The organism is Sinobacterium caligoides, from assembly GCF_003752585.1.
In the GTDB taxonomy this organism is placed as follows: Bacteria; Pseudomonadota; Gammaproteobacteria; order Pseudomonadales; family Sinobacteriaceae; genus Sinobacterium; species Sinobacterium caligoides.
In genome coordinates, this window is sequence record NZ_RKHR01000006.1 from 82,028 (window position 1) to 98,546 (window position 16,519).

The window sequence follows — 16,519 nt, forward strand, 5'->3', positions numbered from 1 at the left end:
AAGATGTCTAAAACTTCTCTAGATAAAAGCAAAATACGCGTCCTGTTATTGGAAGGCGTCCACGAATCTGCGGTCTCGACGCTAGAGGCAGCAGGCTACAGTAATATCGAGTACATCAAGACCGCCCTGGCTGGCGACGAACTAATCGCCAAGATCAGCGACGCTCACTTCATCGGCGTTCGCTCACGCACACAACTCACCGACGAAGTACTCGCCCAGGCCCCCAAGCTGATGGCTATCGGCTGCTTTTGTATCGGTACCAATCAGGTCAACCTACAGTCGGCGATGAGCCACGGCATCGCCGTCTTCAACGCCCCATACTCCAACACCCGCTCCGTCGCCGAACTCGTCATCGCTCAGGCGATCTTGCTACTGCGCGGCATCGCAGAGAAGAGCGCCAAAGCCCACCGCGGCGTGTGGGATAAGTCGGCCTCGGGCTCTTTCGAGATACGCGGTAAGACCCTAGGCCTGATCGGCTACGGCTCGATCGGCATGCAGCTTTCAGTCATCGCCGAGTCACTCGGCATGAAAGTCAAATTCTTCGATACCTCAAGCAAGCTACCGCTAGGTAACGCTGTACAGATGAACACCCTCGAGGAGCTGCTCGGCAGTGCCGACATTGTCAGCCTACACGTCCCCGAAACCGCCGCCACCAAGGACATGATCGGTGCAGAACAGATTGCCGCGATGAAAGACGGTGCCATCTTGATTAACGCCTCACGCGGTACCGTCGTCGACATCCCCGCCCTCGCCACCGCCCTCGAGAGTAAGAAGCTTTCTGGCGCCGCCATCGACGTCTTCCCGGTCGAGCCAAAGTCAAATAAAGAAGAGTTCGTCAGCCCGCTGCGCGCCTTCGAGAACACCTTCCTCACACCGCATATTGGCGGCTCCACCATGGAGGCACAAGCCAACATCGGACTGGAGGTGGCCGAAAAACTGATCAAGTACTCCGACACCGGTACCACTACCTCCTCCGTCAACTTCCCCGGCGTGGCACTGCCTGCCCACGAAGGCTGTCACCGCCTGCTGCACATCCACGACAACCACCCCGGCGTCATGTCTGCTATCAACCAGACGCTCTCGGATAACAACATTAACATCAGCGGTCAGTATCTACAGACCAACGAGAAGGTGGGCTACGTCGTCATCGATGTCGACCAAGAGTGCTCAGAGCTGGCGCTGAAGAAGATAAGCGAGATCGAAGGCACCGTCCGCTGCCGAGTGCTGTTCTAAGCAGTAGGTCGCTGCAACCAGCCAATAAAAAGGCGAGCATCATGCTCGCCTTTTTATTGGCCCAACGCCCCCTACTGAGGACGATAGACCGAGACGTTGTGATAACCCTCGTGCTTGAGGTGCGACGCGTGCAGACGACTCATCGTGCCACGCTCACAATAGAGCATATAATGTTGCGCCTGATCGAGCTGCTCATACTGACTATGCAGCTCGTAAAACGGAATCTCAAGCACCTCATTCTGACCGAGCTTCAACGGCTGCAACTCACGCTCGGTCGGATGACGTACATCGATCACAATACTCTCGCCGACAGGAAACGGCATCACTTCGACCTCAGCTATCTGTTCGTCGAGATCGATCTCATCAATATTGATCAAGCGTGTATCAGCGATCGCCTGCTCTAACACCGCAAAGTCGAAGCGAGACTCCTGTGACTCGATCTTTTCCGGCTTCGCCTTCGTCGTCGGCTTGACCGAAATGACACCACAATATTCCGGCATGCTCGCGGCAAACTCCTCGGTACCGATCTCAGCCGACAACTTAACAATATCCGGCTTATCCATGGTAATCAGCGGCCGCAGCACTAGCTTATTCGTCACCGAGTCGATGACGCTAAGATTAGTCAGGGTTTGGCTTGAGACCTGGGCAATACACTCACCCGTCACCACCGCCTGCACTCCCATATCGTCGGCAATAGTGGTTGCCGCACGTAGCATCATGCGCTTCAAGATGACGCCCATCTGCGAGTTATCGACCTTCTTCAGTATCTCTCCGACCACCCCATCAAAGGGCACAGAGATGAAACGCACCCTGTGCGAGGCGCCGTACTTCTGCCACAGGTAAAGTGCCACCTCCTTGACGCCAATCTCATGCGCGTGACCACCGAGATTGAAGAACAGGAAGTGCGTTCTAAGCCCCCGCTTCATCATCAGGTAACTGGCCACATTGGAATCAAAGCCGCCGGATATCAACGAAATAACCGGATCCAAACTGCCCATAGGAAAGCCCCCCAAACCTTCATAACGACAGTTGGTGATATATAAATTCTCGTCACGCACCTCTAACATTACCGTGATATCGGGATTTTTCAGCTGCACCCCTTTCGCCTCGGTATGCTGGTTGAGGCCGCCCCCAACATAGCGCTCGATCTCACCAGAGCTAAAGGCGTGAGTCCCCGCACGCTTACAGCGCACAGCAAACGTCTTACCTGCGAGCCGCTCCCCCCACAATAACTTAGTCTTCTCGAAGATATCGTGCAGATCACCCAGCGGGTAGTGGGACACCTCATTGAAGTAGGCGATACCCGGCGTGTGCGACAACGTTTCGACAAAACGCTGCAGTTTTTCCTCCTGCTGGCTCTCAACAACGAGCTTGTCCCAATCTCGCTGCACCTTGACCTCTGCATCGATCTGTCGCAACAGGCTGCGCACATTATCCGTCAGGTGGCGCACAAACTGCTTTCTGACTGGTTTGCTCTTGATAGTAATTTCAGGGAAGAACTTAACGATAAATTTCATGATGATCCGACATAGGTTTCTGAATCCCCCCAACGGGGCAATGCAACTTACCCATCATTATAAAACACTTGCTTGTCCGTGTGCTTATCCTTAATGTGTACACAAAGAAAATAGCGTTGCCGCACCACAAAAGAGCACGCTCGCACCATATCGATGCAGGGTTTGCGCTGACTACAGCAACAACTCACCATCGAAGTGCATTAGCTCTACCGAAGATGATGCCTACAAGCTAAACCATTACCTGGCACAAGCTTTGCATTAACTTCCTTATTAAGACTAATCTACAGCGCTAGCTGGATTTATTTAAGACCAAAAATAATAGGCATTATTGCCTTACACTTGAAAATTGAGGACATCCGTATGTCAGAACGTACCCTAAAATTAATCGCTGATAACGACGTTAAGTGGGCCGATCTACGCTTCACCGATTTTAAAGGCAAAGAGCAGCACGTCACCATCCCCGCCAGCGAAGTTGGCAAAGACGGCTTCTTCGAAGACGGCAAGATGTTCGATGGCTCTTCGATCTCAGGCTGGAAGGGTATCAACGAATCTGACATGGTCATGTTGCCCGACGACAGCTCCTCCTACATCGACCCGTTCACCGAGTCGGCCACCGTTAACATCCTCTGTAACATCGTCGAGCCTACCACAGGACAGGGCTACAACCGCGACCCTCGTTCTGTTGCCGATCGCGCCGAAGAATATCTGCGCTCTACCGGTATTGCCGATAGCGCCCTCTTCGGTCCAGAACCCGAATTCTTCGTCTTCGACGACGTCAAGTGGAGCGCCGACGTCTCTGGCGCCAGCTACCAGATCAACGCTGAAGAAGCCGCTTGGTCTAGCGACAAGTCGTTCGCCGACGGCAACATGGGTCACCGTCCTACCGTCAAAGGTGGTTACTTCCCCGTCCCTCCCGTCGACAGCCTGCACGACCTTCGTGGCGCCATGTGTGACGCGATGGAAGACATGGGTCTCGAAATAGAAATCCATCACCACGAAGTGGCCACTGCCGGTCAGTGTGAAATTGGCGTTGGTCCCGCTACCCTAACCAAGAAGGCTGATGAGGTACAAATCCTCAAGTATGCCGTCCATAACGTCGCACACGCCTATGGCAAGACTGCTACCTTCATGCCTAAGCCACTCGTTGGCGATAACGGTTCCGGCATGCACGTACACCAGTCGCTATCCAAAGATGGCGTTAACATCATGGCTGGCGACGCCTATGCAGGTCTCAGCGAGACTGCGCTGTTCTACATTGGCGGCATCATCAAGCACGCTCGCGCGATCAACGCTTTCGCCAACGCCTCAACCAACTCTTACAAGCGCTTGGTTCCAGGCTTCGAAGCCCCTGTTATGCTGGCTTACTCGGCGCGTAACCGTTCAGCTTCTATTCGTATCCCGTTCGTGCCGAGCCCTAAGGCAAGCCGCATCGAAGTACGCTTTGGTGATCCATCAGCGAACCCTTACCTTGCCTTCACAGCCATGCTAATGGCCGGCCTCGACGGCATCCAGAACAAGATCCACCCCGGTGAAGCAGCCGATAAGGATCTGTACGACCTGCCCGCTGAAGAAGCAGCTGAGATCCCAACCGTGGCTTCAAGCCTCGAGCAAGCCCTACAGGCTCTCGATGCCGACCGCGGCTTCCTCAAGGCCGGTGGCGTCATGGACGATGACATGATCGACGGCTATATTGCTCTGAAAATGGAAGAGGTAGAGCGCCTGAATTCAACCACTCACCCTGTTGAGTTCGAACTTTACTACTCTTGCTAAGCACTAGCTTATTGAGCAGGCGCACAGCGCGCTAAGCAAAATCCCAGCCTCGGCTGGGATTTTTTTTGCCTCACATTCACACTTTAGGCAGCATTACGCACGATTAAGTAAAGCATCACATTACTTCGGCACCATAATGGTGCATTATTAGTTATGCTGATAGTCCCTGCACCATCGCAGCACCAGAAAGCGCACAGCAACCGCTATAAGCGCTGCTGATATGCCAGCTCGATGAACTGGTGCGCTTTTTGCAGAACTATCAAACTACTAGCATTATAGACTAGATTACAATGGCTTCCGCTACTATTACGAGTTCGCTAATGACGCCAAGCAACAATCTACACAGTCAACTTCTCGACAACCTGACCACCTCGATCATGTTGCTCGACGCGTCGCTGCGCATCGCCTACCTCAACCCCTCGGCAAAGATGTTGCTGGATATCGGCGGTCAACGCCTCATCGGTCTCGACTTCAGCTTGCTCGTACATGAAAACCACGACTCCAAGCTGGCGTTGATCGACGCACTCGACTCAGGCACCGCCTTCACCAAACGACACGCGACCCTGAAATTGCCCACCGACAACACTATCACCGTCGACTACAGTGTCACGCCGATCGAGATCGACCACAAGAAGTGCCTGCTGCTCGAGATGCAGAGCATGGATCGACTGCTGAAGATCGCTCGCGAGGAAACCTTGCTAGCCTCACAGCAAAATAGTCGCACACTCATTCGCGGCCTCGCTCACGAGATCAAGAATCCCCTCGGCGGCCTTCGTGGTGCCGCCCAGCTGCTCTCCAGGGAACTCATCGAAGACGAGCTACAGGACTACACCACCATCATCATTGAGGAGGCCGACCGTCTACGCAACCTAGTCGACCGTTTGCTGGGACCACACCGTCCGCCACAAGCGGGGATGACCAACGTCCATGAAGTGCTCGAGCGCATCATCGCGCTCATCGACGCAGAGACCCATGGTGCAATCAACTTCCAGCGTGACTATGACCCTAGCATCCCCGCACTCTATGCCGACAAAGAGCAGCTCATTCAAGCGATGCTGAATATTATCCGTAACGCCATGCAGGTCCTGGAGGAGCAAGACGGTGGCCGCATCGAACTACAGACCCGCATACTCCGCCAGTTCACTATTCGTAACGTGCGTCATCGCTTAGTCTGCAAAGTCAATATCATTGATAATGGCCCCGGCATACCTGCCGAACTGGCCGAACAAATATTCTTCCCCATGGTTACCGGGCGCGCCGAAGGAACAGGCCTAGGGCTCTCAATTTCACAGTCGATTATCAGCCAGCATCAGGGCCTGATCGAGTGTACGAGCAAGCCAGGAAGAACGGAATTCTCACTCTATATCCCCTTGGAGCCAATCAGATGAACACACAAAGCAATGTATGGGTCGTCGACGACGATCGCTCAATACGCTGGGTCTTGGAGAAGGCACTTAACCAAGCCGACATCCACACCACCAGTTTCGATTGCGCCGAGGCCGTCTGCCGCCAGTTACCGAAAGAGCGCCCTGACGTGATCATCAGCGACATTCGCATGCCAGGCATCGATGGCCTCGAGCTACTCGGGCGCATTCATCAAACCTACCCGAATCTACCGGTGATCATTACCACCGCGCACTCTGACCTCGAGAGTGCCGTCGCCTCTTACCAGAGCGGTGCCTTCGAGTATCTCCCCAAGCCCTTCGACATCGACGAAACCGTCGCTATGACTAAGCGAGCCCTCGTGCACAGTCGCGAACAGCAGACCGAAGTCGTCGAAGAGGAGATGATCGTCAACACCGAGATCATCGGCGAGGCACCGGCCATGCAGGAGGTCTTCCGCGCCATCGGCCGCCTCTCTCACTCAAACATCACCGTGCTCATCAACGGCAGCTCCGGCACCGGTAAAGAGCTGGTTGCGCAGGCGCTACACCGTCATTCACCGCGAGCAGACCTCCCCTTCATCGCCCTGAACATGGCCGCCATCCCCAAAGACCTAATGGAGTCCGAATTGTTTGGCCACGAGAAGGGGGCCTTCACCGGCGCCGCATCGCTGCGCCGCGGCCGCTTCGAGCAGGCCAATGGCGGCACCTTGTTCCTCGACGAGATCGGTGACATGCCCGCCGAAACCCAGACTAGGCTACTGCGTGTCTTAGCCGACGGCGAGTTTTATCGTGTCGGTGGCCACACCCCCGTCAAGGTAGATGTACGCATCATTGCTGCCACCCATCAGAACCTCGAGCGCCTAGTCGCCGAGCACAGCTTCCGTGAGGATTTATTTCACCGCCTCAACGTCATTCGCATCCACATTCCGATGCTGGCAGAGCGCCGCGAAGATATTCCCCGCCTGGCCAAGCACTTCTTCGTCCGTGCCGCGGAAGAGCTCGCAGTAGAGACCAAGCAACTCACCCCCGAAGCCGAGCAGTATCTTGCCAACCTCCCCTGGCCAGGTAACGTCCGGCAGCTAGAGAACACCTGTCGCTGGATCACCGTCATGGCCTCTAGCAGAGAGGTGCACATCACCGACCTGCCGCCGGAGCTACTGGTTGCCAGCGAAACTGAGAAGCCATCTTCAAACTGGCAGGAAGACCTGCGCCACTGGGCCGAGCAAGAGCTGTCTATTGGCAAGAGCAAGCTGCTCGACACCGCCGTGCCCATCTTCGAACAGATCATGATCGAGAGCGCCCTCAAGCACACCAGCGGCCGTCGCCGCGACGCCGCCCTGCTGCTCGGCTGGGGGCGAAATACCTTGTCTCGCAAGATCAAGGAGCTGGGCATGGACGAGCAAGAGGATGGCGAGAGCTAGCTGGCAGCACCGCAGAAGTCGAGCTGACGCCAGGCCTCGTAACTGATGATGGCGACGGCATTGGAGAGGTTGAGGCTGCGATTATTAGGCTGCATCGGAATCTTGATGCGGCGCTGCGGCTCAATTGAAGCCATTACTGCCTCCGACAAGCCATGGGTCTCCGCGCCGAATAGCAGCACATCCTCATCTTGATAGCTTATCGAGGTATAGCTACAGGTGCCCTTGGTGGTGCAGGCAATAATCCGTCGCTCCGCCATCGCTGCGGCAAAGCTCGCGTAATCGGGGTAGATAGTGGTGTTGTCGATGTCGTGATAGTCGAGCCCGGCACGCCGTAACTTCTTCTCGTCCAAGTCAAACCCCATAGGCTCAATCAGGTGCAGTCGACAGCCATTATTTGCGGCCAGACGCATAATATTACCGGTATTGGGGGCGATTTGTGGCTCAAACAGGGCGATATGCAGCATAGTGGTAAGCGGCTTCCAGAAGGGGGAAACCGCCATTTTATGTCAATTACTGACCGTTTGTATATCGACGAACGGCAGCAACTATTGGCGACAGATCTCCGCGAGTACTTTCAACCGCCGCTCACTCTTGGCGACATAGGGGTTTTCAGGATCCCAAACATAGCCCGCTAACACTGATGAGATCATCCCCTTGATCTCATCGTTCTGTTCCGCATAGAAGATCACATCCTGGAGCTCATGCGTATACCACCTTGTAACAAAGGTGCGAAACACATCCACCCCCTGCCCCAAGGGCTCGGCAAACTCAGTCTGCCAATCAACCGACTCACCCGCCAACTGCCGCAGCAGCAAGTTGGCCGCGATACTCGCGGATTTCACCGCGACGGTGACTCCCGAGGAAAACACCGGATCGAGAAACTCACCGGCGTTACCCAGCAGGGCAAAACGCTGACCGTGCAAGCTCTTTACGTTGGCCGAGTAGCCAACAATTTTTCTCACCTCGGTATCGAAGCGCGCACGCTGCAGTAGCTGCGATAAATGAGCATCCTCAGCGATCAGCTGGCGCAGTTGCTGCTCGGGCTCACCGGGGTAGCTCGCGAGTAGCTCCGGCGTCGCCACCGCTCCCACTGAACAGCGTCCGTTAGCGAAGGGGATCAACCAGATCCAAACATCACGGTGCCGAGGATGGATAGTCACCAGGATCTTCTCACGGTCGTAGCTCGAACAACTTATATTGTCTTCGATATGGGTAAACAACGACTGTCGTACTGGAAAGTCAGAGGGCGAATTGAGCTCGAGCAGGCGTGGCAGCACACGCCCAAAGCCGCTGGCATCAAGCACGAACTGTGCAGTATAGGTCTGCGCCACACCCGCTTCATCGAGGCACGCAACCGACGCCCGCTGATCATTGAAATCGACGCCGATGATCTCATGACGATAACGTATATCTGCACCCTGCTGTTGCGCCCGATCGGCCAACAACTGATCAAAGTCGGCGCGCTGCACCTGAAAGGTGGTACCCGGCCCGGCAGTGAATTTCTCACGAAAATCGAAGGCGGCATATTGCTCACCAAAACGAAAGGCAGCACCGTTCTTGAACTGAAAGCCGGCCTCATTGACGATATCTAGCATGCCTGCTTCTTCGAAATAGACCATGCTCTGCGGCAACAAGCTCTCGCCGATTGAGAAGCGCGGAAAGCTCTCTTTCTCTAACACCAGCACATTGCGCCCAGCTCTACACAGAATTGCCGCTGCGACGGCGCCAGAGGGCCCCGCACCAATGATAATGACATCCGCATCTAGCTTGTTCATCGCCCCAATCCTTATTGACCATTGCCGGCAATCACTCGCCAGCCTGTTAGAGCGCTATCATACACGCAAAAAAAAACCTTGTGCCTACTGGCACAAGGTTTTCTATCACCTTTTCGGTTTAATTTGGCTTCTGATCTTGCTGCACTAAAGCCTGCTGGTAAAGCGCTTCGAAGTTGACCGGCGCAATCATCAGCGGAGGGAATGACCCCTTAACGACGAGGCTGTCGATAGTCTCTCGAGCGTAGGGGAAAAGGATACTAGGGCACAGGCTACCCAATACCTGGTGCAGCTGCTCACCTTCGAGCCCCTTACAGAGGAAGATGCCGCCCTGCTGTACTTCAATCAAGAAAGCGGTTTCGTCGTCTTGCTTAGCGGTGACAGTCAGCGTCAACACTACTTCGTAGTTGTCGTCGTCCAACTTGCTATTACGGGTATTCAGATCAAGATTCACCTGCGGGCGCCACTGCTGCTTGAAGGCTGCTGCTCCCTGCGGTGCCTCAAAAGATAGATCTTTAATAAAAATACGCTGTAGTGCGAACTGCTGACCCTCTGGTCCTGCTGCTGCGTTTTCTTCTGCCATGGTACCCTCTTATATGTTATTAACCGTTTAAACGGTTGTATTTAGTAGCGAATCTAAACCATTGTTACGATCGAGATCCAACAAATCATCGCACCCACCGACGTGAGTCTCACCAATCCAAATCTGCGGCACAGTATTTCTACCACAGGCCACCATCATCTGCTGACGAAGCTCTGGATTGCGGTCAACAAAAATTTCTTCAACCGCCACCCCCTTGCTATCGAAGAGCGCCTTCGCTCTACGGCAATAGGGACAGTATGCGCTGGTGTACATTACAACATCGGACATAATCTATGCCTTAACTAACGGTAAATTTTGCCCTGTCCACTCTAACATACCACCTGAAAGGCGATAAACCTGTTGATAACCAGCGGCTTTCAATGATTTTCCTGGTGCGCTAGAGGCAGTTCCCTGCTTATCTACTACAATGATGGGGACACTCTTGTACTTTTCCAACTCCACCATGCGCTCATTTAACTTAGCCACCGGAATATTGACCGCATCGACAATATGACCTGCGCCAAATTCCTTACTATCGCGCACATCTAGTACCAAACCGTCCTGCTTGTTAATCATCTGTGATAATTGTTGCGGCGACACGGTCGCGCCCGCACGACGTGACTCGAGAAGCATATAGCCGCTAATCAATACCAACAGCAAGCTAACCAACATCCACTGCTGGGTAATAAACTCAAATATTGTAGCCATTTCGACCTTCCTAACGGTGGTGAGCGACCAGCGCGAGGCTGATCGCAGATAAAATTTTGAACGGCATTATACACAGCCTGTTTATCGCAACCTATCTATTAATCAATAGTGGCCAATTGCACGACGACCAATAGCGCTACCCGCAATAGCCAGCCACTCGGCAAACAGGTAGAATCATCGGCAAATAGACCATCAAATTGCCAGGGCACCCGCTGACGAAGCAACCGTCAGCCTAGTATAAAGTGCTTCAAGTAATCGGCAGCGACATTCATCAACGACTTCGATAACAGTGAATCCGTTATGACCAACAGTAAGAAGACACCAATAGCCCTCATCATCCTCGACGGCTGGGGACACCGCGAAGCCAGCGACCATAACGCCATCGCGCACGCCAACACCCCGTACTGGGATCAGCTAGTCGCGACACGCCCACACAGCCTAATCTCTGCCTCCGGCGCCGATGTCGGACTGCCTGCGGGCCAGATGGGTAACTCTGAAGTCGGTCACATGAGCCTCGGTGCCGGCCGCATCGTCCACCAGAATATCAGTAAGATCGACCACGCCATCGACAGCGGCGAGTTCAATGACAACACGGCCCTAGTCAACGCCGTCGACAGCGCCATCGCAAGTGGCGGTGCCGTGCACCTGATGGGTTTGCTATCCAGCGGCGGCGTACACAGTCACGAACGACACATTCAGGCAATGATCAAGCTAGCCGCTCAGCGCGGCGCCAAACGAGTCTACCTGCATGCCTTCCTCGATGGTCGAGACACTCCTCCACGCAGTGCCGAGCAACCACTCGCCAGCATCGACAAGCTGTTTGACGAGCTAAACTGTGGCCGTACCGCCTCAATCATCGGTCGCTACTTTGCTATGGACCGTGACAATCGTTGGGACCGTATTGAACAGGCCTATCGCCTACTCACCGAAGGGGAGGCGAAGTTCAGTTACGCCGACAGCCTCGACGGCCTGCAAGCCGCCTACCTACGCGACGAGAACGACGAGTTTGTCAGCGCCAGCGTCATCCGCGCCGAAGGCCAAGAATGCGCCGCCATTACCGATGGCGATAGCGTCATCTTCATGAACTTCCGCGCCGATCGCGCTCGCGAACTGAGCCGCGCCTTCGTCGACCGCGAGTTCGATGGCTTCACACGCCGTCAAGCGCCGGCCCTCGCCGACTTCGTCATGCTCACCGAATACGCCGATAGCATTGCCGCCCACTGTGCCTTTCCACCACAGTCACTCGATAACGTGCTCGGCGACTACCTCGCTCAACAAAACAAAACCCAACTGCGCATCGCCGAAACCGAAAAATACGCTCACGTCACCTTCTTCTTCAGTGGTGGCCGCGAGGCAGAGTTTGACGGAGAGACCCGCACCCTGATCAATTCCCCCGATGTCGCCACCTACGACCTGAAGCCAGAGATGAGCGCACCGGAGGTCACCGAGCAGCTCGTGGCCGCCATCGAGGGCGGGGCATACGACGTCATCATCTGCAACTACGCCAACGGTGACATGGTTGGCCACACTGGTGTCTTCGAGGCCGCAATCAAGGCCGCAGAGACCATCGATGCCAGCGTCAAGGCCGTCACTGAGGCCATCGAGCGTGTCGGCGGTCAGTGTTTGATTACCGCCGATCACGGCAACTGCGAGCAGATGTTCGACGCCGACAGCGGACAACTCCATACCCAGCACACCACCGAGCTAGTTCCCTTCATCTACGTTGGCCCTAAACCTGTTCAACTACAGAGCGGCGGCCGGCTCTGCGACGTCGCTCCCACCCTGCTGGCGCTGATGGGGCTCGAGCAACCCGCAGAAATGAGCGGCGTCTCGCTTGCCCTGTTGCCAGAGTGATCGCACGATGAAGCAAAGGCTATGGCCCATTATTCTCCTCAGCCTGAGCCTTGGCCTCGCCCCGCTCGGCGCCCAGGCAGAGGACGATATCGGCAGCGTTAAGTCAGAGATCAAAAAGCTGCAACAGATGCTGAAAAACTTCCGTGGCGAGCGCGGCAGCCTGAGTAAAAAGCTGCAACACTCCGAGCAAGAAATCAGCAATATCCAACGAAAAATTCGCAATATCAAGGGTGAGCTGGACGAAGAAAACAACAAGCTTGAGCAACTTCATCAGGAGCGCAAGACCCTCGACGAAGCGAAAAAAGGACAACAACAAGCGGTCAAAGAACAGCTGACCCGTGCCTACCAGACTGGCCGACAGCAGAAAATCAAGGTGCTACTAAACCAAGAAGACCCGGCGAAGCTCGCCCGCATGATGGTCTATTACGACTACCTTAATCGCGCCAATATCGCCCAAGTTGAAAACTACAACCACACCATCAATCGGCTCGACCAGATCGAGCCCGACATCGAGCAGAGCCTCAACTACTTAGTGCTGAGTAAGAACAAGCTCGACCTACAGCGACAAAGCCTAAAACGGCAGCAACTCAGCCGCCGCCAAACCCTCGCCAAGATCGACAAGAGCATCGTCGACAGAGACAAACAGCTACGACAACAACAGCAGCAACTCGAGAAGCTACTCAACGCCGTCGCCGAAAATATCGACAACATCGAGATGCCCAAGGACTACATCCCCTTCGCCAAACGGCGTGGCAAGATGGCCTGGCCGGCCAAGGGTAAACTACTCAATGCTTTCGGCGGCAAGCGCAACGATACCGGCATCCGCTGGCAGGGCGTCAATATTGCCGCCGCCGCGGGGAGCAAGGTCAAGGCTATACACCGCGGACGGGTGGTGTTCTCCGACTGGTTTCGCGGCCTCGGCATGTTAGTTATTCTCGACCACGGTGATGGCTATCTCAGCCTCTACGCCCATAACCAGGCGGTCTACCCTTCCGCCGGCGACTGGATCCAGAGTGGCGAAACTATCGCCACCGTCGGCAGCTCGGGCGGACAAAAGCGCGCCGCACTGTATTTTGAGGTTCGTCACAACGGCAAACCCAGCGACCCGAAAAGATGGTGTAAGTGAGCGTACAAGAAACAGATGACAAGCAGCTAACTTGCACATTAGAGTATAGCTAGAACACACTGACCATAGACACCAGCGCCTTACACCGACACCGTCGAGCGCATTAACGCGGTTATCACCCCCATCGGAGAGTTATTCATGCCACGCTTCACCCCGCTACTCAAAGGCATTAGCCTCGGCCTACTACTCGTTGGCAGCGGCATCGCCAACGCCCAAGACAGCGCCTCTGACAGCACGGCACACGCTCAACTCCCCCTTGAGGAGCTGCGTATCTTCACCGATGTGTTCAATCAAATCCGCGTCGCCTACGTCGACGAAGTCGACGACAAGACGCTGTTGAAAAACGCCGTCAAGGGTATGCTCAGTGGACTCGATCCCCACTCCGCCTACCTCGACGCGAGTACCTTCGACGACCTTAAAGAGAGCACTAGCGGTGAGTTTGGCGGCCTCGGCCTAGAAGTGGGGATGGAAAACGGCTACATCAAAGTCATCTCACCCATCGACGACACCCCCGCCTCCGAAGCAGGCCTAGAAAGTGGCGACCTGATCATTCAGCTCGGTGATAAGGCCGTTAGAGACATCAGCCTCGAAGAAGCCGTCAAGTTGATGCGCGGCGACAAGGGCAGCAAAGTCACTCTGACCATCGTACGCGAGGGCCAACCACAACCCTTCGACCTAACCCTGACCCGCGACATCATCAAGGTCACCGCCGTGCGTAGCAAGATGCTCGAGCCCGGTTACGGCTATCTGCGCATCGCTCAGTTTCAGGGCGAGACCGGCGAGAACAGCTACGACGAAGTCAAAAAGTTAATCAAACAGAATAAGGCCCCTCTGAAGGGGCTAGTCATCGACCTACGCAACAACCCCGGTGGCGTCCTGCAAGCCTCGGTCAAGGTGGTCGATAACTTCGTTGACCAGGGGCTCATCGTCTACACCAAGGGCCGCCTAAAGAATAGCGACGCTCGCTACAGTGCCACCAAGGGCGACATCCTCGAGGGTGCGCCAATCGTCGTGCTAATCAACGGCGGCTCCGCCTCGGCCTCTGAAATCGTCTCTGGTGCCCTGCAGGATCACGGCCGAGCCGTCATCATGGGCACCGATAGCTTCGGCAAGGGATCTGTACAAACCGTCGTGCCACTCAACGAAGATACCGCTATCAAACTCACCACCGCACTTTACTACACGCCAAAAGGGCGCTCGATCCAAGCTCAGGGTATCAGCCCCGATATCGAGGTCAAACGCGCTAAAATCGAGACTTTTGAGAGCGCTCGCCGTCTCACCGAAGCCGATCTCAGCGGCCACCTCGACAACGGCAACGGTGGCGACGAGAACAATGGCCGCGACCGCGCAGCACGAGACTCTAGCTCATTAGTCAAAGACGACAACCAATTGTACGAGGCGCTCAACCTGCTCAAGGGTGTTAATATCCTACACACCCAGCGCGGCTAAGCCCTATGATGGACGGACTTCCCTCGGTGCATGCGTCGCGCCGAGGAGCGTCAAACAGGCGCCTCAAGCTCTCACTATTACTGCTAGTACTCTGTTGCGGCACAACAGCCTTCGCTGTCGAACCGGCACGACTAGTACTCATCATCGACGATCTTGGCAACAACTATCCGCTCAGCCAGCGCGCCATCGAGCTACCCGGCAGCCTGACGGTAGCCATCCTACCGCAGCTCGCCAACACTGCGCGCCTAGCCAAAAACGCTCACGCTACCGGTAAAGAGATCATCTTGCATGCGCCGATGAGCAGCTTACACGACACACCGCTTGGACCCGGCGCGATGACCTCAACCATGAGCCACGAGCAACTGATTGCAGTGTTGCGCGACGACATCGCCTCCGTACCCTTTGTCAGCGGCGTCAACAATCATATGGGCAGCGCCCTCACCGCCGACGCTGACGCCATGTTGAGCGTGATGACTGAGCTGCGCAGCCAGCAACTCTATTTTGTCGACAGCCGCACCCATGCCAACACCGTCGCCGCCGAACGCGCCAGAGAGCTCAGCCTGCCTAATCTTGAGCGAAAAGTCTTTCTCGACAACAACACCGACGAACAGGCCATTGCCAAGCAATTTCAGCGCTGGCTACAGTTCGCCAAGCGCGACGGCATGGCCGTAGCTATCGGCCACCCTTACCCCGAGACGCTAGCCTTTTTAGAGCGCCAGCTGCCGCTGCTCGACAGCGAAGAATACCAGCTGATCACTCCGTCGCAGCTGTTCCCTCACGCTGCCTGGCAGCGCGCGGAGCAAGCCGAAGAGGCCGCCAAGGCGTCGCTCACACCACCACATCACATCGCCGCTGGCGAATTATAAGCGGACGTCGACGCCTCGCTCACGCATGTAGCGCTTGGCCTCGGGCACGGTATACTCACCAAAGTGGAAGATACTCGCCGCCAACACCGCGTCGGCTCGGCCTTCGACAACTCCGTCGACCAAGTGCTGTAGATTACCGACGCCGCCAGAGGCAATGATCGGGATGCTCGTCGCATCACTAATCGCTCGGGTAACCCCGAGATCGAAACCATTCTTCATGCCGTCCTGATCCATACTGGTCAGCAGGATTTCACCGGCGCCATACTCGGCCATCTTCACGCCCCACTCGACGGCATCGATGCCGGTCGGCTTGCGTCCGCCATGGGTAAAAATCTCCCAGCGAGGCACCTCGCCCGGTAGGCTAACCTGCTTGGCATCAATCGCCACGACGATGCACTGCGAGCCAAAACGGTTGGCCGCCTCCTTGACGAAGTCCGGGTTAAAGATCGCCGCCGTGTTGATCCCCACCTTGTCAGCACCCGCATTGAGCATCAAACGAATATCATCGCAGCGGCGAATACCACCGCCGACCGTCAACGGGATAAATACCTCGCTGGCCATTTTCTCAACGGTATGCACGGTGGTGTCGCGCCCCTCTGAGCTGGCGGTAATATCGAGGAAGGTGATCTCGTCGGCGCCCTGCTGATCATAGCGTTTAGCGATTTCAACCGGATCACCGGCATCGCGAATATCGAGGAATTTGACCCCCTTCACCACGCGACCTTTATCGACGTCCAAACAGGGGATAATACGCTTAGCTAGGCTCATACCAACATCTCAATTATTCTAATTTACGGGAAAGAGGCGACACAGCCCCGGCACGCAAGACCATGTT

15 protein-coding genes are annotated in these 16,519 nt (G+C 55.4%); 8 read left to right on the top strand and 7 right to left on the bottom strand.

The window, feature by feature from the left end; translation table 11 throughout:
• Positions 1-3: 3 nt before the first annotated feature.
• Positions 4-1,233, top strand: coding sequence for a phosphoglycerate dehydrogenase (serA, locus tag EDC56_RS15240; RefSeq protein ID WP_123713435.1), 1,230 nt, complete (start codon positions 4-6; stop codon positions 1,231-1,233).
• Positions 1,234-1,304: 71 nt separating this feature from the next.
• Here serA and thiI read toward each other — a convergent pair whose 3' ends face one another.
• Positions 1,305-2,750: a tRNA uracil 4-sulfurtransferase ThiI gene (thiI, locus tag EDC56_RS15245; protein ID WP_123713436.1), complete on the bottom strand. Its 1,446-nt coding sequence runs from the start codon at positions 2,748-2,750 to the stop codon at positions 1,305-1,307.
• Between the two features lie 360 nt (positions 2,751-3,110).
• Between thiI and glnA the strand changes: the two genes are divergently transcribed.
• The 3 genes from glnA to ntrC all read left to right on the top strand — a co-directional run bounded on the left by glnA (position 3,111) and on the right by ntrC (position 7,326).
• Positions 3,111-4,520, top strand: a complete 1,410-nt coding sequence (gene glnA, locus EDC56_RS15250; protein ID WP_123713437.1) for a glutamate--ammonia ligase — start codon at positions 3,111-3,113, stop codon at positions 4,518-4,520.
• A 320-nt stretch (positions 4,521-4,840) separates the two neighbouring features.
• Positions 4,841-5,908: a nitrogen regulation protein NR(II) gene (gene glnL / locus EDC56_RS15255; protein ID WP_123713438.1), complete on the top strand. Its 1,068-nt coding sequence runs from the start codon at positions 4,841-4,843 to the stop codon at positions 5,906-5,908.
• Positions 5,905-7,326, top strand: a complete 1,422-nt coding sequence (gene ntrC / locus EDC56_RS15260) for a nitrogen regulation protein NR(I) (protein WP_123713439.1) — start codon at positions 5,905-5,907, stop codon at positions 7,324-7,326. The genes glnL and ntrC overlap by 4 nt, the downstream gene beginning before the upstream one ends.
• Here the strand turns inward: ntrC and EDC56_RS15265 are convergent.
• The 5 genes from EDC56_RS15265 to EDC56_RS15285 form a co-directional block, all read right to left on the bottom strand.
• Positions 7,323-7,826 (bottom strand): tRNA (cytidine(34)-2'-O)-methyltransferase, encoded by a 504-nt coding sequence (locus EDC56_RS15265; protein ID WP_342770049.1) that lies wholly within the window; start codon positions 7,824-7,826, stop codon positions 7,323-7,325. The genes ntrC and EDC56_RS15265 overlap by 4 nt on opposite strands.
• A 45-nt stretch (positions 7,827-7,871) precedes the next feature.
• Positions 7,872-9,101: an NAD(P)/FAD-dependent oxidoreductase gene (locus tag EDC56_RS15270; RefSeq protein WP_123713441.1), complete on the bottom strand. Its 1,230-nt coding sequence runs from the start codon at positions 9,099-9,101 to the stop codon at positions 7,872-7,874.
• Positions 9,102-9,219: 118 nt separating this feature from the next.
• Positions 9,220-9,681, bottom strand: a complete 462-nt coding sequence (gene secB / locus EDC56_RS15275; protein ID WP_123713442.1) for a protein-export chaperone SecB — start codon at positions 9,679-9,681, stop codon at positions 9,220-9,222.
• A 27-nt stretch (positions 9,682-9,708) separates the two neighbouring features.
• Positions 9,709-9,969, bottom strand: coding sequence for a glutaredoxin 3 (grxC, locus tag EDC56_RS15280; RefSeq protein ID WP_123713443.1), 261 nt, complete (start codon positions 9,967-9,969; stop codon positions 9,709-9,711).
• A gap of 3 nt (positions 9,970-9,972) precedes the next feature.
• Complete coding sequence (locus EDC56_RS15285) at positions 9,973-10,389, bottom strand: rhodanese-like domain-containing protein (RefSeq protein ID WP_123713444.1); 417 nt, start codon at positions 10,387-10,389, stop codon at positions 9,973-9,975.
• A gap of 300 nt (positions 10,390-10,689) precedes the next feature.
• Here EDC56_RS15285 and gpmI point away from each other — a divergent pair, with 300 nt between their 5' ends.
• The 4 genes from gpmI to EDC56_RS15305 all read left to right on the top strand — a co-directional run bounded on the left by gpmI (position 10,690) and on the right by EDC56_RS15305 (position 15,684).
• A complete protein-coding gene (gpmI, locus tag EDC56_RS15290) occupies positions 10,690-12,243 on the top strand; it encodes a 2,3-bisphosphoglycerate-independent phosphoglycerate mutase (protein ID WP_123713445.1) in 1,554 nt (517 codons plus the stop codon).
• 7 nt (positions 12,244-12,250) lie between these two features.
• On the top strand, positions 12,251-13,369 hold the full coding sequence (locus tag EDC56_RS15295; protein WP_123713446.1) for a murein hydrolase activator EnvC family protein: 1,119 nt from the start codon (positions 12,251-12,253) through the stop codon (positions 13,367-13,369).
• 138 nt (positions 13,370-13,507) lie between these two features.
• Entirely contained in the window at positions 13,508-14,818 is a 1,311-nt protein-coding gene (locus EDC56_RS15300) for a S41 family peptidase (RefSeq protein WP_123713447.1), read from the top strand.
• Positions 14,819-14,823: 5 nt separating this feature from the next.
• On the top strand, positions 14,824-15,684 hold the full coding sequence (locus tag EDC56_RS15305; protein ID WP_123713448.1) for a divergent polysaccharide deacetylase family protein: 861 nt from the start codon (positions 14,824-14,826) through the stop codon (positions 15,682-15,684).
• Here EDC56_RS15305 and hisF read toward each other — a convergent pair.
• Entirely contained in the window at positions 15,679-16,452 is a 774-nt protein-coding gene (gene hisF / locus EDC56_RS15310) for an imidazole glycerol phosphate synthase subunit HisF (protein ID WP_123713449.1), read from the bottom strand. The two genes, EDC56_RS15305 and hisF, sit on opposite strands and share 6 nt — an antisense overlap.
• Positions 16,453-16,519 lie beyond the last annotated feature (67 nt).